The sequence below is a fragment of the Candidimonas humi genome, assembly GCF_019166065.1.
In the GTDB taxonomy this organism is placed as follows: Bacteria; Pseudomonadota; Gammaproteobacteria; order Burkholderiales; family Burkholderiaceae_B; genus Candidimonas; species Candidimonas humi.
Genome location: NZ_JAHTBN010000001.1, coordinates 584,762 through 603,896, shown reverse-complemented (window position 1 = coordinate 603,896; position 19,135 = coordinate 584,762). Strand labels below are relative to the sequence as shown.

Below are 19,135 nucleotides of genomic sequence, written 5' to 3'. Positions count from 1 at the left end.
CTACGCGGGAATGGCGCGCGCGCGCCGCAAGGACGGGCGCAAGGACCGCTTTGTTTCTTTTATTGCCGCAACGTCCATGGCCGGCATCGCGCTGGGGGTGGCCGCCTTGATCGTGGTGTTGTCGGTGATGAACGGTTTCCAGACCCAGGTGCGCGACCGCATGCTGTCGGTGCTGCCGCACATCGAACTCTACGTGCCGCACATGGCGCCGGAACTGGTGCTGCAGCATTGGCAGCAACTGGCGCAGGATGCCAGGCGGAACCGTTCGGTCAAGGGCGCGGCGCCTTTTGTCGCCGCGCAAGCGATGCTGGTGCGCGGCGAGTCGCTCAGCGGCGTGCAAATCCGCGGCATCGATCCTAAGCTCGAATCGGCGGTTTCGGACATACGCGGCCAGATGATGGACGGCAAGCTCGATACGCTGCAGCCCGGCAGCTACGCCATCGTGCTGGGCAACCAGATCGCGGCCTCGCTGGGCGTGCACACCGGCGACACCGTGCTGGTGCTGGCGCCGCAAGGTTCGATCTCGCCCGCCGGCTTCGCGCCGCGCATGCGCCAGTTCACCGTCACCGGCATTTTCTCCTCGGGGTATTACGAGTACGACGCCTCGCTCGCTTTCGTCAACTACGAGGACGCCGCCAAAGTGTTCCGCGACAGCGGTACCAGCGGCGTAAGGCTGCGCATCGCCGACATGCAGAAGGCGCCGGAAGTGGCGCAGCAGCTCATGCAAATCCTGCCCCAGGGCGTGCAGGCCACCGACTGGACGCAGAACAACCGCACCTGGTTCGCGGCGGTGCAGACCGAGAAGCGCATGATGTTCCTGATCCTGGCGCTGATCGTGGCCGTGGCGGCGTTCAATCTCTTGTCTTCGCTGGTGATGGCCGTCAAGGACAAGCAGTCCGATATCGCCATCCTGCGCACGGTGGGTGCGACGCCGCGCGAGATAGGGCGGATATTCCTGGTGCAGGGCACGCTCATAGGCGTGGTCGGCACCTTGCTGGGCGTCGGCTTCGGCGCGCTGATCGCCTACAACATCGACGTCATCGTGCCTTTCTTCGAGCGCCTGTTCGGCGTGCATTTCCTGCCGCAGCAGGTCTATTTCCTGAGCGAACTGCCGTCTACCCCGGAGATATCCGATATCGTCACGATCGCCCTGACTTCCCTGGTTCTGTCCGTGCTGGCCACCTTGTATCCAAGCTGGCGCGCTTCCCGCCTGCAGCCCGCGGAGGTCCTGCGCCATGATTGAGCAATCCGCCCATCACGTCCTGCAGGCCCACAATCTGGTCAAGTCCTACGAGGACGGCGCCACCCGCATCGAAGTATTGCGCGACGTCAGCCTGCACGTGGCGCGCCGCGAGTTCGTCGCCATTGTGGGGGCCTCGGGCTCGGGCAAGAGCACGCTGCTGCACATGCTGGGTCTGCTAGACGAGCCCACATCGGGCTCGGTCTATGTCGACGGCGTCGAAGCCCACGGCATGAGCGAATCGCAGCGCAGCCGCCTGCGCAACCGCAGCCTGGGTTTCGTCTACCAGTTCCACCACCTGCTGTCCGAGTTCTCGGCGCTGGATAATGTGGCGATGCCGCTGATCGTGCGCCGCATGCCGCGCGCCGCCGCCCGCGAGCAAGCCGCGCACGCCCTGGAGCAGGTGGGGCTGGCCGAGCGCATACATCATTCTCCGGGGCAGTTGTCGGGCGGCGAACGCCAGCGCGTGGCGCTGGCGCGCGCACTGGTCACCGACCCGATCTGCGTGCTGGCCGACGAGCCCACCGGCAATCTGGACCGCTACACCGCCGAAAGCATGTTCGAGCTGCTGGTGCGGGTCAACCAGGAACTGGGCACGGCGCTGGCCATCGTCACTCACGATCCGGCGCTGGCGGCGCTGGCGCATCGCCAGTTGTTCATGAACAAAGGGCGCCTGGCGGACGAGGACACGCCGGGCTGAGACGGCCGGCCCACGGCGCCACGCCGCGGGCATGGAGCATAGCTTGCTGATCGATACGCACTGCCATCTGGATGCTTCCGAATTCGACGCCGATCGGCGCGAGGTGATCGGGCGCGCCGAGCGGCAGGGCGTGCGGGCAATCGTCATCCCGTCGGTAGGGCGCGCCAATTTCGATGCCGTGCGTGGATTGGCGCAGGAATTCGCCGGGGGCGCCTACGCTTTGGGCATACATCCGATGTACGTGCCGCGCGCGCAGCAGTCGGACCTGGACACGCTCGAGGCCTGCGTGCAGGCCTGCCTGGCAGACCCGCGCTTTGTCGCCATCGGCGAGATCGGGCTGGATTTCTTCGTGCCCGAACTGCGCACCGACGCGATGCGCGCGCGCCAGGAAGCCTTCTATGTCGCCCAGCTCGAGCTGGCGCGCCGCCACGGCCTGTCGGTGCTGCTGCACGTGCGGCGCTCGCAGGACCAGTTGCTCAAGCATTTGCGCCGCATCCGCGTAAGCGGAGGAATGGCGCATGCCTTCAATGGCAGCTTCCAGCAGGCCCAGGGCTTCGTCGACCTGGGTTTCGCGCTGGGCCTGGGCGGCGCCATGACCTTCGAGCGCTCCCTGCAGATACGCCGCCTGGCCGCGCAACTGCCGCTGGATGTGCTGGCGCTGGAAACCGATGCGCCGGACATTCCCCCGGCATGGCTGGGAGGCCCGGGCTTGCCTCGTGCCCGCAACGAGCCGGGCGAAGTGGCGCGCATAGGTGCCGAGCTGGCGCGGCTGCGCGGCCTGGACGCTGCCGAAGTCTCGGCGGCGACGGCCGCTACCGCCTTGCGCGTGTTGCCGCGCTTGTCTTCCGTCGTATCCGCGCAGGCTTGATCCGCGGCGGTACTGCCGGTTTTGTGGCGCGCATCGGGGCGCACGAAACGCTACGCCCGAAGGCTACAGGAACATTCCCGCTTCGGGCCCGGCGGCTTTCAGTTGCCGTGTCCCGACGGCGCCATCTTCATCATTTTCATGCTCATGCTGCCGTTGGCATCGCCATGATCCATGCTCATGTGGTCCATGTTCATGCTGCCCGCATGGCCCGACGCGGGCTGGTAGGTCAGGGGTTCCACCTTGAAGGTCACGTCCACCTTGCCGGCCTTGGCGAAGTCCAGCGTGGCGGAGACTTTGTCGCCGGCCTTGAGCGGCCCCTTCAGTTGCATGAACATGATGTGGTAGTTGCCGCCGGGCGAGAGATCGACCGTCTTGCCGCCGGGTATTGCCAGGCCGCCCTGCACCGGGCCCATTTTCACCATGCCGTCGGCCTTGGTGACCTTGTGGACTTCCGCCATGCCTGCAATATCGGAGTTGACGGACAGCAGCTTGTCGGCGTCGGCACCGCTATTGTGAATGGAGAGATAGCCCGCGCCCGTGGTTTGCGACGGAGCGGTGGCGCGCACCCAGGGGTGCTCGATTTGCAGTGCGCCGGCCTGTTGGGCCAGGGCCGTGGCCGGACCGCAGGCGATCAGGGCGGCGACGATATAGAGTTTGCGTAGCAGCATGAAAACGTCCCGAGAAAAAGCGCGCGGATGCCGCGCGGCAGCCGCGCCGGGCCCTGTGTTCGAGCCCGGTGGTTCATTATAGGACGTACGCTTTTGCCGCCGCCTCCTTGCAGCCCGGCGCGTCTGTGTTTGCCGCCGCGCGGCATCGGCGCTCGCGTGAGCGGGCTCACGGCCTTGCCCACGCCTGGCGTGCTGCTACTCGCCAGCTCAGCACCTCTTTTTATATGCACAGGCCCTAATTGATGCGGAAGCCCGTCTTGCGCACTTGCTGCGCCCACTTGCGCTGTTCCGAGCGCATCAGCTTGTCCATGTCCGCGCGCGAGGATCCGATGATGTCGAAGCCGTCGCCCTTGAGCGTGTCGCTCACCTCTTGCTGGCGCAGGGCTTGCCGGATCTGCTTGTTCAGCGTATCGAGGCGGTCTGTCGGCGTACCGGCAGGCGCCAGGAAAGCGAACCAGGCGCCGAAATCAACCGAGGACAGCCCCTGTTGGGCAAAGGTCGGAATGTCGGGCAGCAGGCCGCTGCGCTGCGCGCCCGTGATGGCCAGGCCCCGCATCCTGCCTGCGATGATTTGCGGTCGGGCCATGGCGGTGGTCAGAAAAGCGCCTTGCACCTGTCCGGCGATAATGGCCTGCACGGCATCGCCGGTGGAGCGATAGTGCACGGGCTCGACCTTGAAGCCGCCGGCCTCGGCCAGCATTTCGGCGCCGAAGTGCCCGGGGGTTCCGGCGCCGAAGGTGGCCATATTGAAGCTGGTCTTGCTGCGCCTGGCGCCTTCTACGAACGCATGCAGGTCTTTGTAGGGTGAATTGGCCGGCGTCACCAGCACGAAGTTGGCCAGCACCGCCTCGGTGATAGGTACGAAATCCTGCAGCGGCTTGTAGGGCAACTTGGACGTCGTCTCGGGCGCGATGCTGATGGAGCCTACTTCGCCCAGCAGTATCGTGTAGCCATCCGGCTTGGCATGGGCCACGGAAAACGCGGCGATCTGGCCGCCGGCGCCCGACTTGTTCTCCACCACGACGGTATGGCCGATCTGTTTGCCCAATTGCATGCCGACTTCGCGGGCGACGATGTCCGGCCCGGTCCCCGGCGGGAAGCCGACTTCCAGGCGGATAGGGCGGTCGGGATATGCCGCCAGGGCGGCCAACGATGTTACGGACAGGCACAGCGCAGCCAGCGCCCGGTACAGGTGCTTATTCATGCAGGTCTCCTCGGTTTTTTTGTCAGTCGACTAGAAAAAAGTTCAGTTCCACCCGATCGGGATATCTGGTCCCGGTGCCGATGAACAAATGCCTGTGCAGCCAGTCCAGGCGGGGCGCCGCAGTTTCGAAGCGCGGATAGCTGCGGAAATAGATGCGGGCAGGGTCCACTTCCCGTCCTTGCGCCAACGCCGCGATGTCCTCGGGCGTGCCGGTGCGGATGCCGCTGTTCTCTACATAGATCTGCTCGCCGGCTTCGGTCTGGATGACGTAGCGCGCATGGATATCCGTAAACGTGTCCGACCGGATCGACTGGAAGTCGGCGCCGCCGGGCAGGATGCTGCCTGCCAGCCTGGCCCCGCTCACACTGCCCCCGAGTATAGGTATGACTCTGCGCCGGCCCCAGGGGGTGTCGCCGATTTCCTGTGGCGGGCCGACATCCACGAGCAGCGTGCACAGGTGTTCGAGCTGGGGAGCAGTGGGCGATGGGCGGGTCATGGTTGTGTGGCTCCTGTTTGCGTTGCGCTTGCGGCGTGCAGCCGTTCCGGATCGAAGCCGGCCAGGCGCTTGTAGCGCATGGCGGTGGCTTCCAGTTCCTCGCGCGAGATGACGTCGTGCACGTGGGCGAAGCCTTGCGGGGCGCGCTGGTGTGCCAGTTGCATGACTTGCTCGGGACCGTTGAGCCGGTTCCGAAGCACAATGCCCGTGGTCGGCGGGATGCGCTCGGCTTCGTATTCGCGCAGGGCCAGTTCCAGGCTTGGCGTGCGGCCTTCCATGGCCGCGGACAGGCAGTCGGCGGCGCAGCGCGCATCGAGTATGGCCTGGGCGGAACCGTTCGACCCTATGGGGTACATGGGGTGCGCCGCGTCGCCCAGCAGGGTGGCCCGGCCTTGCGTCCAGCACGACAGCGGATCTTTGTCCACCAGCGGGAATTCATAGATCGTGGGGGCTGCGTCGATGAGGGCGGGAATGTCGATCCAGTCCCAGCGCCATGTATCGAACGCCGCGGCGAACGCGGCCTTGTCGACCTGGCGGTTCCAGTCCGAGGCGGGGGGCTTGCCGTCCGGCACGCTCAGTTCGGCGATCCAGTTGATGCGAACCAGCCCGTCGGCATCGGGCGCCGATATGGGATAGGCCACGAATTTCTGGTCCTGGTGGCCGGCCATGAACATGGTCCTGCCGTCCAGATAGGGCAGGGCAGGCGTAATGGCGCGCCATAGCATCCGGCCCGAAAAACGCGGTGCGCCCGCGTGCGGATGCAGGCATAGGCGCACCGCCGAATGGATGCCGTCGGCCCCGACCAGCGCATCGGCGCGGACCGTAGAGAGACTGCCATCGGCACGGTTCCTGAAGCGGGCCGTCACGCCGGCGCCGTCCTGCTCCAGCGATTCGAATGCCATGCCGGTATGCAGGCGATCGGGGCCCAGCCTGTCGCGCACGGCCGCGGCCAGGTGCAGTTGCAGTTCTCCGCGGTGTATGGACAGCTGCGGCACGCTGTATCCGGCGGCCAAGCCGCGCGGTTCCTGCCAGATCGGTTGGCCGTGCAGATTGTAGTAATGCAGCGCCGATGTGGCGACGGCGCCGGCGCGCAGGCCGTCGAGCAGCCCGATCTGTGCAAGCTCGGCGACGGCATGGGGCAGCAGGTTGATGCCTACGCCCAGCGGCTTGAGCGCGCGCACGCTTTCGTAGATGTCGCATTCGATGCCGCGTTGCCGCAGCATCAGTGCCAGCGACAGTCCACCTATGCCGGCGCCCACTATAATTATTTTCACCTTTGCCTCGTCTCGCTGGTCCTGCAATTTTGTTATGTATCATAACAAAACGACGGGGCCTCGCGCCTATTGGTGATTACCCGCAACGCCCCCGTGCGCGCTGCGGCCGGGCGTCAATCGCGGCCGCATTTCGCCGTGTTTTTGCCGCCTGCGCGGGGTTGTCGCGCCGTCTTTTTCTGGAAGATTCCTTGGCTACGAAATTGAGTTCCCGCCCCAATAACCGACTGCCCGCGCAGCGTGCAGACCAGTTCGGCGCACAAGTGCCCGGCGTGGACTACGGCGTGCTCGAAGACCTGGTCGGCTATGCGATCCGCCGCGCCCAGATACGCATTTACCAGGATTTCCTGGACGCATTGGGGCAATGGTCGATTACACCGCCGCGGTTTTCGGCCATGACCATCATCGACCGCAACCCTGGCCTGAAACTGACCCACCTGGCTACTGCCATGGGCATCGCGCGCTCGGGCGCCGTCGAGGTGGTCAATGCGCTGGAAAAACTCGACTACGTTCGGCGTGTCGACGCGCCGACGGACAAGCGCGCATTTGCCCTGGAACTTACCGAGCCGGGGCATGCGGCGCTGAAGGGCATCACGGCGGCGATACGGCGCCACGATGCGCGCATCAGTTCCAAGCTGAGCGCGGCCGAACTCGGGGAATTGCGCCGCCTGCTGGCGCTGCTTGGTTGATGCTGCGGCTGACGCAGCCGGCTGCCGCAGCGCGATGCCGCGGCAAGCGCGCGGCCGGGCTCAGGGCAGGTTCTCGCGGAAGATGATCTGGCTTTGCACCGAATCGACGCCGCTCAGCGTAGCGCGATGGTCGCGCAGGTTGGCGAAGATCCTGACGCAGTTCGATGTGGCCGACTGCGGGTTCTGGGTGATGACGGCGTCCATGGTGCCGTCTATCAGCAGCGCGCGCGTGTCCGGCGTCAGGCCGTGGCCTATGAACACCACCTTGTGTTCCAGGCCGGCCTCTTTCAGGGCGCGCGCCACGCCGTCGGAAGCCCCGCCGATGTTGTAGATGCCGGCCAGTTCGGGGCATTGCTGCAGTAGTTGGCGCGTGAGCCGGTAGTTGCGTTCGGCATTGTCCTGGCCTTCGCGCAGCCCCACCACCTCGATGCCCGGAAACAGTTCGCGGAACAAATACAGGAAGCCCATTTCGCGTTCTTCATGGGCCCGGTAGCTGAGGCTGCCCGCGATCATGGCGACCTTGGCGGGGCGCGGGCCCATGAAGCGCCCTATGAGATAAGCGGCGGTGCGTCCCGCGGCGCGATTTTCCAGGCCGATATAGGCGGCGCGGCCCGAGCCGGAAATGTCCGAAATCAGCGTCACCACGTGCACGCCGCGTTGCACCAGCAGGTCCACGGCATCGCGTACCAGCGGGTGCTCGATCGCCATGAAGGCCACGCCTTCGGCGCGGTCGGCCTGGCGCTGCAGCGCCGCGGCCAGCAATTGCGGATTGAAGCCTTCTATGTATTCGACGCGGCAGCGCACGTTGAAGGGCGCCCAGTTTTCCTGCGAGTAATGGATCGTGTCGCCCAGCATCTTGAGATAGCGATTGGTGCCCTTGGGCAGCAGGAAGGCGATACGCATGGGCGCCGGCGCTTGCGCGGCATGCAGCTCGCGTTCGGGCAGGTAGTCCAGGCGGGCCGCCGCCTTGAGCACGCGTTGCGCCGTGGCGGGCCGCACCCCGGGCCGCCGGTTCAGCACCCGGTCCACCGTCGCCGTGGAGACGCCCGCCGCGGCGGCGATGTCCGCGACCCGGGCGCGGCCGGCAGAGCCGGCCAGGGAATCGACTTCAGAATCAGTCATGGGATTACATCAAAAACCATCATCTGGCATGTTTGACCGTATGGCAACAGGGAGATTATCTTTCGAAAAACCATCATTTATCAATCATTATTTTGATCGAATAACATCAAATTCAATCAGGAGGCAATATGAACAACCCCACCCGCCGCAGCATGTTGAAGGCCATGTCGGCCTTGCCGCTGGCCGGCATCGCCAGCGCCCTGCCGTTCACCGCGCGCGCGGCCGAGTTTTCCTATAAGTACGGCAACAACCTGCCGCTGGCGCACCCCCTGAACGTGCGCGCCCACGAGGCCGCCAAAGAGATCCTCGACAAGTCCAAAGGCAGGGTGGACATCAAGATATTCCCCAACAACCAGTTGGGCGGCGACACCGACATGCTGTCCCAGGTGCGTTCCGGCGGCATCCAGTTCTTTACTCCGTCCTCGCTGGTGATCGCCACCCTGGTTCCGGTGGCCGCGATCAATGCGGTCGGCTTCGCCTTCTCGGACTATGGCCAGGTATGGAAGGCGATGGACGGCCAGGTCGGGGCCTACATCCGTTCGGCGGTCGACAAGGTGGGCTTGTATGCGTTCGAGAAAATGTGGGACAACGGCTTTCGCCAGGTGACCAGCAGCAAGGCGCCCATCAAGACTGCCGCCGACATGGCCGATTTGAAGATCCGCGTGCCGGTCAGCCCCTTGTCGATCGCCATGTTCAAGGCGCTCGGCGCCGCGCCCGCCAGCCTGCAGTTCAGCGAGGTGTATTCCTCGCTGCAGACGAAAATCGTCGACGCCCAGGAAAATCCGCTGCCCATCATCCAGGTGGCCAAGCTCTACGAAGTGCAGAAATACTGCTCGCTGACCAATCACATCTGGGACGGCTTCTGGTTCATCGCCAACGGCCGGGCCTGGAACCGCCTGCCCGCCGACCTGAAGACCATCGTGGCCGATGCCATCAACGGCGCCGGCGTGCGCCAGCGCGAGGACATCAAGAAACTGAATGAGTCGGTGCAGGCCGATCTGCAGTCCAAGGGTTTGCAGTTCAACCAGGTGTCGTCCGACAGCTTCCGCGCCAAGTTGCGCAGCGCCGGCTTCTACAAGACCTGGAAGGGGCGCTTCGGCGATGCCGCATGGGGCGTGCTGGAACAAGCCGTCGGCAAGCTGGTGTAACGGCGCCATGATCTACGCGAGCGCCACGGACCGGCCCGCCGCCGCGTCCCATGAGTCCTCGGCCTTGCGCCGCGGGCTGCTGCGGCTGGATAACGGCATCGGCCGCGTCGTCGAGCTCTTGTGCGCGGCGCTGCTGGTGGTGGAAATCGTCGTGCTGTTCAGCGGCGTGGTGGCGCGCTATGTGCTGCACGTGCCCCTGGTCTGGTCCGACGAATTGGCGTCGATGCTGTTCCTGTGGCTGTCGATGCTGGGCGCGGTCGCGGCCCTGCGGCGCGGCGAGCACATGCGCATGACGGCCTTGATCGACAGGGTGGGGCCGCGCTGGCGCGCCTTCCTGGAAACCTTTGCGCAGACGGCATCGCTCGCCTTCCTGCTGCTGGTCATTGTTTCGGCCTGCGACTACGCGCAAGAGGAATCCTTCATCATCACGCCGGCGCTGCAGATCAACGACCTGTGGCGCGCGATCGCGCTGCCGGTGGGGCTGGGGTTGATGGCCGTGGTGTCGCTGCTGCGGCTGGCGCGCGTGCACGAACTGCGCACGGTGTCGCTGGCGGCCGTCTGCACGGCGGCGCTGGCGCTAGGTTTTTGGTTGGCGCAGCCCTGGCTCGCCACCCTGGGCAATGTCAACCTGGTGATCTTTTTCGTGATCCTGGTGGCGCTGAATGTCTTTTCGGGCGTGCCCATTGCCTTTTCTTTCGCGCTGTCCACCTTCGGCTACCTGGCGCTGACCACCGACACGCCCATGGTGGTCATGATGGGCCGCCTGAACGAAGGCATGTCGCACCTGATCCTGCTGGCGGTGCCGCTGTTCATTTTCCTGGGGGCGCTGATCGAGATGACCGGCATGGCGCGGGCCATGATCCAGTTCCTGGCGGGCCTGCTGGGCCATGTGCGCGGCGGCCTGTCGTACGTGCTGATCGGCGCCATGTACCTGGTGTCCGGCATATCGGGTTCGAAGATCGCCGATATGGCGGCCATCACGCCGGTGCTGTTTCCCGAGATGCAGAAGCGCGGCGCCAGGCCGGGCGAACTGATAGCCCTGCTGGCGGCCACCGGCGCCCAGACCGAAACCATACCGCCTTCGATCGTGCTGATCACCATAGGCTCGGTGACGGGTGTGTCGATCGCCGCCTTGTTCAGCGGCGGCATCCTGCCCGCGGTGGTGCTGGGCCTGGCCCTGTGCTTCGTGGTGTGGCGCCGCTGCCGCCACGAAGACCTGAGCCAGGTACAGCGCGTCGGGCGCAAGCAGGTATTGCGCATGCTGGTGGTGGCCTTGCCCGCGGTGTGCCTGCCCTTCGTCATACGCGCTTCGGTGGTGGAGGGCGTGGCCACCGCCACCGAAGTGTCGACCATAGGCGTGGTCTATACGATCTTGATAGGCCTGTTCGTGTACCGCCATTTCGACTGGAAGCGCGTGATACCCATGCTGGTTGAGACGGCCTCGCTGTCCGGCGCCATCATGCTGATCATAGGCTGCGCCACGGCCATGGCCTGGGCGTTGACGCAGTCCGGGTTCTCCAGCGAGCTGGCGCATTTCATGGCCGGCGTGCCGGGCGGCGCCTACGGCTTCATGGCGATTTCCATCGTCACCTTCATCGTGCTGGGCAGCGTGCTCGAAGGCATACCGGCAATCGTGCTGTTCGGCCCGCTGCTGTTCCCCGTGGCCCGCGAGATGGGCATACACGAGGTGCAGTACTCGATGGTGGTGATCTTCGCCATGGGCATAGGCCTGTTTTCGCCGCCCTTTGGCGTGGGCTACTACGGTGCTTGCGCGATCAGCCGGGTCGAGCCCAGCGAAGGCATGCGGCATATCTGGGGCTACATCGTCGCGCTGCTGATCGGGCTGGTGATCGTCGCCGCCGTGCCGTGGCTGTCGGTCGGTTTTCTTAAATGAACGAATCCGGGCGTCCGTCCGCAACTGACGCGGCGGCGCTCTTGCAACAGGGAAGCATATGAGCCGTTATTTCGGAGAGATCCGCCAGCTTGGCTATGTCGTGCGCGACATCGAGCAGGCCATGCAATATTGGAGCGAAACCCTGGGAGTAGGCCCCTGGTACTACAACCCCAAGGTGCCTATCGTCAATTATCAATACGACGGCCGCAGCTACGAGCCGCACAACTCGGTCGCGCTGGCCAATTCGGGTTTCGTGCAGGTCGAGCTGATCCAGGTGCGCAACGACGTGCCTTCGATGTACCGCGACTTCCTGCAGGCCGGCCACACCGGACTGCAGCACGTGGCCTACTGGACCGAGGACTATGACGCCGACTTGCAGCGCCTGCAGGCTCAGGGCTTCAAGGCCAAGATGGGCGGCGAGGTCGGGCGCCAGGGGCGCTTCGTCTATTTCGATACCGGCCTGCATCCCGGCACGGTGATCGAGCTGTCCGAGGTGGCCGGCCCCAAGGGACGCCTGTTCGATCTCATCCGCGATTCCGCGCGCGACTGGGACGGCAAGGATCCGGTGCGCAGCTTCCCCGACCTGGATACGCTGTGAGCGCGACCGGCGGCAATACCGCCGGCGGAGCCGGCTCCGGCGAAGAGCGCATACACGCCGGGTACTTGATCGAGACGCCGTTCGATCCGCGCCAGGTGGCCGAGACCATGGCCGGCGAGCAGTCCTGCGGCACCTTCGCCCGGGTCAGGGACGAAACCGACGAGCTGCGCGCCCGCGCCCGCGCGACGGTCGAATCCATCGAAGAGCTCGAGCCCGCGAGCGAGCCCAGCCTGCCCAATGCCTATCTGGAAAGGCGCGGCACTGGGGGGCCGTGGCGCCGCGCCCGGGTGGGCCTGTCTTTCCCGGTGGGCAATATCGGCGCGAACCTGCCGACCCTGGCGGCTACCGTGGCGGGCAATCTCTATGACTTGGGCGAACTCACGGGCCTGCGGCTGGAATCGCTGCGGCTGCCGTCGGCCTATCGCATGCGTTTCGATCTGCCCGCGCTGGGAGTTGCCGGCACCCGGGCGAGCATTGGCGCGCAATCGGGCTGCCTGGTAGGCACCATCATCAAGCCCAACGTCGGCTTGTCGGCGCGGCAGACTGCGGCGCTGGTCAAGGAGCTGTGCGAGGCCGGCGTGGACTTCATCAAGGACGACGAGGTCTGCGCGGACCCGGTGCACGCGCCGCTGGCCGAGCGGGTGCCGGCCGTGATGGAGGTGATCCGCGCCCATGCCGAACGCAGCGGCCGGCACGTCATGATGGCCTTCAATATCAGCGACGAAACCGACGCGATGTTGCGTCATGCCGAACTGGTGCGGCGCGAGGGCGGCAGTTGCGTCATGGCCAGCCTGAACTGGTGCGGTTTTTCCGCGATCCAGAGCCTGCGCCGCGGCACGCCCCTGGCGATACACGGACACCGCAACGGCTTCGGCGCCTTCTCGCGCCACCCCATGCTGGGCATTTCCTACCAGGCCTGGCAGACGCTGTGGCGTCTGACTGGCGTGGACCATATGCACGTGCACGGGCTGCAGGGCAAGTTCGCGCAGGCCGACCAGGAGGTCGTGGACGCGGCGCGCGATTGCGCCGCGCGCATGTCGGATAGCGCCGACGACCGGGTGCTGCCGGCCTTTTCCTCGGGCCAATGGGCGGGCACGGTGCCCGCCACCTGGAAGGCGATAGGCAGCGAAGACCTGCTGTTCATGTCCGGTGGCGGCATCCTGGCGCACCCGGACGGCCCCGCCGCCGGCGTGGCCAGCATCCGCCAGGCCTGGCAGGCCCAGCGCGAAGGCGTATCGCTGGAGGAATACAGCCGCGGCATGCCCGAACTGCGCGCGGCGCTGCAACGCTTCGGCAAGCCCGCGGCATGATGGGAGTGGCAGCTGCCGGGCTCGTTCCCGAAATGCCGCAGGGCGGCCGGGGCGCGGTTCTTTCTGGCACGCTGCTTTACAGGCGCCGCAGCCGTTCGCATGGCGCGGCGTATTTCATGAAGAGCATATCGATCGGCAGCGGGAAAACGGGATGTCGGGGCAGAGACTGAAAATCGCCTGGTACGGCGACGATTTCACCGGCGCCAGCGACACGCTGGCCGTGGCCGCCCGCGCAGGGCTGCGCAGCATGCTGTTCCTGGACGTGCCCGACGCGCGCAGGCTCGCGCAGGCGGGACCGCTGGACGCGCTGGGCATCGCCGGCTCGGCACGCACCATGGCGCCGGCCGCCCTGCAGGCCGAACTGGAGCGCGTAGGCGGCTTCTTTCGCGAACTGGGCGCGCCGGTGCTGCACTACAAATGCTGCTCCACGTTCGACAGTTCGCCCACGGTGGGCAGCATAGGCGCGGCGCTTTCCTGCCTGCGCGGATTCGTGGGTGCGGACATCGCCTACGTGGTGGGCGGCCAGCCGGATATCGGCCGATACTGCTGCTTCAGCAATCTGTACGCCGCGGCCGGCGCCGATGCCGAGGTCTATAGGCTGGACCGCCATCCGACCATGAGCCGGCATCCGGTCACGCCCATGCGCGAGGCGGACTTGCGGCGCCATCTGCAAGAGCAAGGCCTGGCGCGGGTCGCCGGCGTGCATTATCCCGAATACGCTCAGCCCTCGGACAGCCTGGACGCTCGCGTGGACGGCCTGCGGGCGTCGCTGCAAGGGCAGGGCGGCGCCGTGCTGTTCGACGTGGCTGACAACGCGGACCTGGCGACGGTGGGCAGGCAAATCTGGCGCGCGGCCGGGTATGGGCGGGCGTTGGTTGCCGGACCCAGCACCGTGGTGCAGGCCTTGGCCGCGCACTGGAAAGCATCGGGCATGCAGCCTGCTGAAGCTGCAGCGGCAGCCAGCGATTCTGCGCCGGATCGCGCAGGACGCCAGACCATGGCGGCTCCCGTATTTGCGCTGGCCGGCAGCATGTCGCCGGTGACGGCCCGCCAGGTCGAGCAGGCGGCCTCGTTCCACCGCTTGCCACTGGCCGCCGCCAGCCTGGTGGCCGATCCGGCCTATCTGCAGGTGCAAGCGGGCAGCATCGCGGCGGCGCTGGCCGCCGGCCAGCATGTACTCGCCTATGTGCAGCAGTCCGGGGCCGGCCCCGACCGCGGGGTCGCCACGCAGGACCTGGCACGAAGCACCGCCGAACTGCTCGGCAGGGTGCTGCGCGCCGCCGCGGCACGCAAGAGCTTGCGCCGCATAGGCGTGGCCGGCGGCGATACCTCCAGCCTTGCCGTCAAGGCATTGCCCATCTGGGGCCTGTCCTTCCTGCGCCCGCTCAGCCCCGGCGTGGCCTTGTGCCGCGCCCATAGCGACGACCCGGCGCTCGACGGCCTGGAACTCATGCTCAAGGGCGGTCAGATGGGGCCTGCGGATATCTTCCAGCGCTTGTTGGGGGATTGACAGGCGTAGCCTGGCTTGGCGGCAACCCCCCGGGTACTTTCCACCGAGCTACACGGGCCGGAATCGGCAAGCCCCCGGATGAGCAAGCCAGACTGCGGCGCAACGCAGCAGGCAGCAGGCAGCAGGCAGCAGGCAGGTCGCCAGTCGCAGGAGTCGCAGCCAATCGCGAAAGTCGTGGAATACTTTGGTATACCGCTCTGCTGTAATATGTCATTCACGCATGTACACAAACCCTGCGTGGAGAAGCTATGAACAGCAAGAGGCCGAAAGCCGCTTGGGCGCTTGGCGCTGTCATTGTTGTCGGCCTTGTCGCTGCCGCCGGCTATGCGTGGCAGCCCGCTATCGCCCCGCTGGCCCGGGCGCCGATTCCCGAAGCAAACCTGACCCTGGTCATGCATGGCGCCCAAGTGGCGGAACTGGGCGACTGTATGCAGTGCCACACGGCTCGAAACGGCAAGCCTTATGCCGGGGGCCTGCCGCTGGCGACGCCCTTCGGCACGATTTATTCCACCAATATCACGCCCGACGTCAAGACCGGCATAGGCGGCTGGTCTCGGGAAGCCTTCGCCCGGGCCATGCGCAAGGGCGTCTCGCGCGACGGCCACTTGCTTTACCCGGCCTTTCCCTACCCGCATTTCACGCGCATGTCGGACGAAGACATCGACGCCTTGTACGCCTACCTGATGGCGCGCACGCCGGTCGATGCTCCGGCCAGGGTCAATGAGCTGTCTTTCCCGCTGAATTTCCGGCCGCTGGTGGCGGGGTGGAACCTGTTGTTCCTGGACCAGGGACCGCTGCCGCAGCCCGCCCAGCCGCAGTCCGACGCGTGGCTGCGCGGCCGCTACCTCGTCGAAGGCGCCGGCCACTGCGCTGCATGCCATACGCCGATGAACGCGCTGGGCGCCGAGAAATCCAGCCAGCCTTATGCCGGCGGCCTGGTCGACGGCTGGGACGTGCCGCCGCTCGATGCGCTGACGTCGGCCCGCAAGCCCTGGACCGAGGAACAACTCGTCTCATACCTGCGTACCGGCATCGCCAGCGAGCACAGCGCTTCGGCCGGCCCCATGCTGCCGGTCACGCACCATTTGAGCCGTGTGCCGGAGTCCGACATCCGCGCCATCGCGAGCTACCTGATGTCGCTGCAGCCGCCCGTTGCGGCCCGGCCCGCTGCGCAGGCCGAGCGGGCGCCCGCGCCGCCCGACGCACAGGTGCTCGCCGCGGGCGCGGCGATCTTCAATGCCTCCTGTGCAGGCTGCCACGGCGCTGCCGCGCCCATGCGCACCCTGGGCCAGCGGCCGGCCCTGGAATGGGGCAGCACGCTCAATTCCGACCGTTCGCGCAATGCTATCCAGATGGTGCTCAGGGGCAATCCCTGGAACGGCTCTTCGGCTGCCCATTACATGCCGCCGTTCGCCGATGTGCTGACCGATAGGCAGATTGCCGACGTGCTGTCCTACGTCCGCTTTACTTACGCCCAACGCCCCGCCTGGTCCGATTTGCCCGCCAGCGTTGCCGCTATCCGCAAGGAGAATTCGCAATAATGGTCAAGCTTACTGTCAACGGGGTCGAGCATGACCTCGACATCGATCCTTCCATGCCCCTGCTGTATGCGTTGCGCAACCAGTTGCGGCTCAATGGCGCCAAGTACGGCTGCGGCCTGGGGCAGTGCGGCGCGTGCACCGTCATCGTCGGCGGCGAGCCGGTGTTTTCCTGCCTGATGCCGGTTTCGGCAATCGGCAGCCGCCCGGTGCGCACCATCGAAGGCCTGGGCACGCAGGAACAGCCTTCCGTGCTGCAGAAGGCGTTTATCGACAAGCAGGCCGCCCAGTGCGGCTACTGCATCGCGGGCATGATCATGCGCGCCCAGGCTTTGCTCGATGCGCATCCGGGCGCCGGCGAAGCCGAAATCCGCGAATACATGCAGCCCAATCTGTGCCGCTGCGGTACCCATATGCGTATCGTCGCCGCCATTGTGGAGGCTGCGAAGAGCCTGGGCGGGCGCCGGCCGGACAAGGGCTCGGCGTCCCAGGCGCTGGCTGCCGAGCCGGGAGAACTGGCATGAGCAAGATCCTCGATTCCGCCGCCGACGTCGATGCCGGCCGCCGCCGCTTTCTCGCCGCCGGTTCGCTGACCATCAGTTTCGCGCTGGTGCCCGGCGCGAACGCGCTGGCCCAGCGCCAGACCGAAGACGCCGCGCCCGTCGCCGCACACGGCTCCGTCAAGCTGCCCGGCAATCTGCGCAGCACGCCGCTGCTGGACTCGTGGATCCGCATCGACGAGCAAGGCAAGATCACGGTCTACACCGGCAAGGCCGAACTGGGGACGGGCATCCGCACGGCCTTCATCCAGATCGCCGCCGAAGAGCTGATGGTGGGGCCGCAGGCCATTACCCTCATTACTGCCGATACCGCTCTGACGCCCAACGAAGGCTACACCGCGGGCAGCCACTCCACCGCCGACAGCGGCACCGCCATCCTCAACGCGGCCGCCCAGGTGCGCGCGCTGCTGCTGCAATCGGCCGCCGGGAAACTGGGCGTGCAGGCCGGCGTGTTGCAAGTCCGCGGCGACGGCCTCATCGCGGCCCCGGACGGACGTACCCTGAGCTACGGCCAGGCCGTCAGCGGCCTGGACCTGCATCGCAACGCCGAACCCGTCTCGCCGCTGCTCGACCCCAAGCGGCACAAGGTCATCGGCAAGCCGGTCCAGCGAGTCGACATTCCCGCCAAGGTCACCGGCGGGGCCAGTTATGTGCAGGACATGCGCCTGCCCGGCATGGTCCACGCCCGCGCGGTGCGCGCGCCTTCCTACGGCGCCAAGCTGCTCAAGGTCGATATAGAGGCGGTCCAGAAGATGCCCGGCGTGGTCAAGGTAGTGCGCGACGGCAGCTATCTGGCCGTGGTGGCCGAGGACGAATGGCAGGCCATACGCGCCATGCGGGCCCTGGAGGCTTCCGCCGCATGGGAAGAAACCGCGGTGCTGCCCACGCCCGAGACCATCTACGACACGCTGCTCAAGCTGCCCTCGCAGGACATTGTCGCGGGCGAGCGCCATGGCGATGCCGGGCCCGCCGCCAAGTCGTTGCGAGCGCGTTTCACCAAGCCCTACCTGGCGCACGCGTCGATCGGACCGTCCTGTGCCATCGCCCACCTGGACGGCGGCAAGCTCACCGTCTGGACCCACGCGCAAGGCGTATTCCCGCTGCGCGGCGGCCTGGCCGAATTGATGGGCATGAAGCCTGAAGATATACGCTGTATACACGTTCCGGGCGCGGGCTGCTACGGGCACAATTCCGCCGACGATGTGGCGGCCGACGCCGCCCTGATCGCCCGCGCCGTGCCGGGCCGCCCGGTACGGGTGCAATGGATGCGCGAACAGGAGCAGAGCTGCGAGCCCTATGGCCCGGCCATGGTCACCAGCCTCGAGGCCGCTCTCGACGCTTCCGGCCGCGTGGTCGAGTGGCACCACGAGATCTGGAGCAACTGCCACAACATGCGCATCAACAACGCCGGTCGATTGATGCCGGCGACCTATCTGGCCAAACCGTTCACGCCGGCCCCGCCCAAGCCCATACCCATGCCCGAGGGCGGCGGCGACCGCAACAGCCTGCCTCTCTACAACTTCGCCAACTACAACGTCCGGTTCCACTTCCTGCCCGACGCGCCCATACGCACGTCCGCCCATCGCGGACTGGGCGCATTCATGAATGTTTTCAGCATTGAAAGCTTCATGGATGACCTGGCGCAGGCGGCCGGCGCCGACCCCGTGGAATTCCGCCTGCGCCATCTCGACGATCCGCGCGCACGCGACGTGATCGAAAGCACCGCCAAGGCCTTCGGCTGGGATCCCAAGCGCAAGCGCGTGCCCAACCGCGGCGTGGGTTTCGCTTTCGCCCAGTACAAGAACCTGATGAGCTACATGGCCATCGCTATCGAGCTGACGGTCGTACCGGAAACCGGGCAGGTCAGCATGGAGCGCGTAGTGGCCACGGTGGACGCCGGCGAGATCGTCAACCCCGATGGCGTGCGCAACCAGATCGAGGGCGGCATCATCCAGTCGGCAAGCTGGGCGCTCTACGAGCAAGTGCTCTACGACGAGCACCGTATCCGTTCTTTCGACTGGAGCACCTATCCCATCCTGCGCTTCTCGGACATGCCGAGGAAGATAGACGTGCACCTGATCGACCGGCCCGGAGCGCCTTTCCTGGGCACCGGCGAAGCCTCGCAGGGCCCGACCCCGGCCGCCATCGCCAACGCCATCGCCAATGCCACCGGCCGCCGATTGCGCGACCTGCCGCTGGCGCGGCACCTGACTACTCCGGCCTGATCTCCTGCCTGGAATATCGTCCGCGGCAAGCGGCGCGTTCGGAGACTCGTAGTATCCGATAGTGCTGCCATAGTCCCTGCACGGATGGCAGCTC

Annotated in this window: 17 protein-coding genes; 12 read left to right on the top strand and 5 right to left on the bottom strand. The window is 66.3% G+C overall.

Translation table 11 applies throughout. The features are described 5' to 3' along the window. Positions 1 to 10: 10 nt before the first annotated feature. From KVP10_RS02660 to KVP10_RS02650, 3 genes are read left to right on the top strand one after another with little or no spacing between them, the layout of a single operon-like run. Complete coding sequence (locus KVP10_RS02660; RefSeq protein ID WP_246600295.1) at positions 11 to 1,243, top strand: lipoprotein-releasing ABC transporter permease subunit; 1,233 nt, start codon at positions 11 to 13, stop codon at positions 1,241 to 1,243. Further along, positions 1,236 to 1,940, top strand: coding sequence for an ABC transporter ATP-binding protein (locus KVP10_RS02655; protein ID WP_217962891.1), 705 nt, complete (start codon positions 1,236 to 1,238; stop codon positions 1,938 to 1,940). The genes KVP10_RS02660 and KVP10_RS02655 overlap by 8 nt, the downstream gene beginning before the upstream one ends. A 43-nt stretch (positions 1,941 to 1,983) precedes the next feature. Further along, a complete protein-coding gene (locus KVP10_RS02650) occupies positions 1,984 to 2,808 on the top strand; it encodes a TatD family hydrolase (RefSeq protein WP_217962890.1) in 825 nt (274 codons plus the stop codon). Positions 2,809 to 2,906: 98 nt separating this feature from the next. On the opposite strand, the gene KVP10_RS02645 is transcribed toward KVP10_RS02650, so the two are convergent. The 4 genes from KVP10_RS02645 to KVP10_RS02630 form a co-directional block, all read right to left on the bottom strand. Beyond that, entirely contained in the window at positions 2,907 to 3,476 is a 570-nt protein-coding gene (locus KVP10_RS02645; protein WP_217962889.1) for a copper chaperone PCu(A)C, read from the bottom strand. A 235-nt stretch (positions 3,477 to 3,711) separates the two neighbouring features. Continuing rightward, a complete protein-coding gene (locus KVP10_RS02640) occupies positions 3,712 to 4,680 on the bottom strand; it encodes a Bug family tripartite tricarboxylate transporter substrate binding protein (protein WP_217962888.1) in 969 nt (322 codons plus the stop codon). Between the two features lie 22 nt (positions 4,681 to 4,702). After that, the gene (locus tag KVP10_RS02635) at positions 4,703 to 5,176 is read right to left on the bottom strand and encodes a DUF3237 domain-containing protein (RefSeq protein ID WP_217962887.1); all 474 of its coding nucleotides are present in this window, start codon (positions 5,174 to 5,176) and stop codon (positions 4,703 to 4,705) included. Beyond that, positions 5,173 to 6,450, bottom strand: a complete 1,278-nt coding sequence (locus KVP10_RS02630; RefSeq protein ID WP_217962886.1) for a flavin-dependent oxidoreductase — start codon at positions 6,448 to 6,450, stop codon at positions 5,173 to 5,175. The genes KVP10_RS02635 and KVP10_RS02630 overlap by 4 nt, the downstream gene beginning before the upstream one ends. A 188-nt stretch (positions 6,451 to 6,638) precedes the next feature. On the opposite strand from KVP10_RS02630, the gene KVP10_RS02625 reads away from it, so the two are divergent. Beyond that, complete coding sequence (locus KVP10_RS02625) at positions 6,639 to 7,136, top strand: MarR family winged helix-turn-helix transcriptional regulator (protein ID WP_217962885.1); 498 nt, start codon at positions 6,639 to 6,641, stop codon at positions 7,134 to 7,136. 60 nt (positions 7,137 to 7,196) lie between these two features. Here the strand turns inward: KVP10_RS02625 and KVP10_RS02620 are convergent, their stop codons facing one another. After that, a complete protein-coding gene (locus KVP10_RS02620; protein ID WP_217962884.1) occupies positions 7,197 to 8,258 on the bottom strand; it encodes a LacI family DNA-binding transcriptional regulator in 1,062 nt (353 codons plus the stop codon). A 128-nt stretch (positions 8,259 to 8,386) separates the two neighbouring features. Between KVP10_RS02620 and KVP10_RS02615 the strand changes: the two genes are divergently transcribed. From KVP10_RS02615 to KVP10_RS02580, 8 genes are all read left to right on the top strand, one after another. Beyond that, the gene (locus tag KVP10_RS02615; protein ID WP_217962883.1) at positions 8,387 to 9,406 is read left to right on the top strand and encodes a TRAP transporter substrate-binding protein; all 1,020 of its coding nucleotides are present in this window, start codon (positions 8,387 to 8,389) and stop codon (positions 9,404 to 9,406) included. 7 nt (positions 9,407 to 9,413) lie between these two features. Continuing rightward, complete coding sequence (locus KVP10_RS02610) at positions 9,414 to 11,300, top strand: TRAP transporter large permease (RefSeq protein ID WP_217962882.1); 1,887 nt, start codon at positions 9,414 to 9,416, stop codon at positions 11,298 to 11,300. Between the two features lie 58 nt (positions 11,301 to 11,358). Continuing rightward, complete coding sequence (locus KVP10_RS02605; protein ID WP_217962881.1) at positions 11,359 to 11,898, top strand: VOC family protein; 540 nt, start codon at positions 11,359 to 11,361, stop codon at positions 11,896 to 11,898. Next, positions 11,895 to 13,208, top strand: a complete 1,314-nt coding sequence (locus KVP10_RS02600) for a ribulose-bisphosphate carboxylase large subunit family protein (RefSeq protein ID WP_343218678.1) — start codon at positions 11,895 to 11,897, stop codon at positions 13,206 to 13,208. Before KVP10_RS02605 ends, KVP10_RS02600 begins: the two co-directional genes overlap by 4 nt. A 151-nt stretch (positions 13,209 to 13,359) precedes the next feature. Further along, a complete protein-coding gene (locus tag KVP10_RS02595) occupies positions 13,360 to 14,718 on the top strand; it encodes a four-carbon acid sugar kinase family protein (protein ID WP_217962880.1) in 1,359 nt (452 codons plus the stop codon). Between the two features lie 248 nt (positions 14,719 to 14,966). After that, a complete protein-coding gene (locus tag KVP10_RS02590) occupies positions 14,967 to 16,259 on the top strand; it encodes a c-type cytochrome (protein ID WP_217962879.1) in 1,293 nt (430 codons plus the stop codon). Then, positions 16,259 to 16,780 (top strand): (2Fe-2S)-binding protein, encoded by a 522-nt coding sequence (locus KVP10_RS02585; protein WP_217962878.1) that lies wholly within the window; start codon positions 16,259 to 16,261, stop codon positions 16,778 to 16,780. The genes KVP10_RS02590 and KVP10_RS02585 overlap by 1 nt, the downstream gene beginning before the upstream one ends. After that, a complete protein-coding gene (locus KVP10_RS02580) occupies positions 16,777 to 19,041 on the top strand; it encodes a xanthine dehydrogenase family protein molybdopterin-binding subunit (protein WP_217962877.1) in 2,265 nt (754 codons plus the stop codon). Before KVP10_RS02585 ends, KVP10_RS02580 begins: the two co-directional genes overlap by 4 nt. Positions 19,042 to 19,135 lie beyond the last annotated feature (94 nt).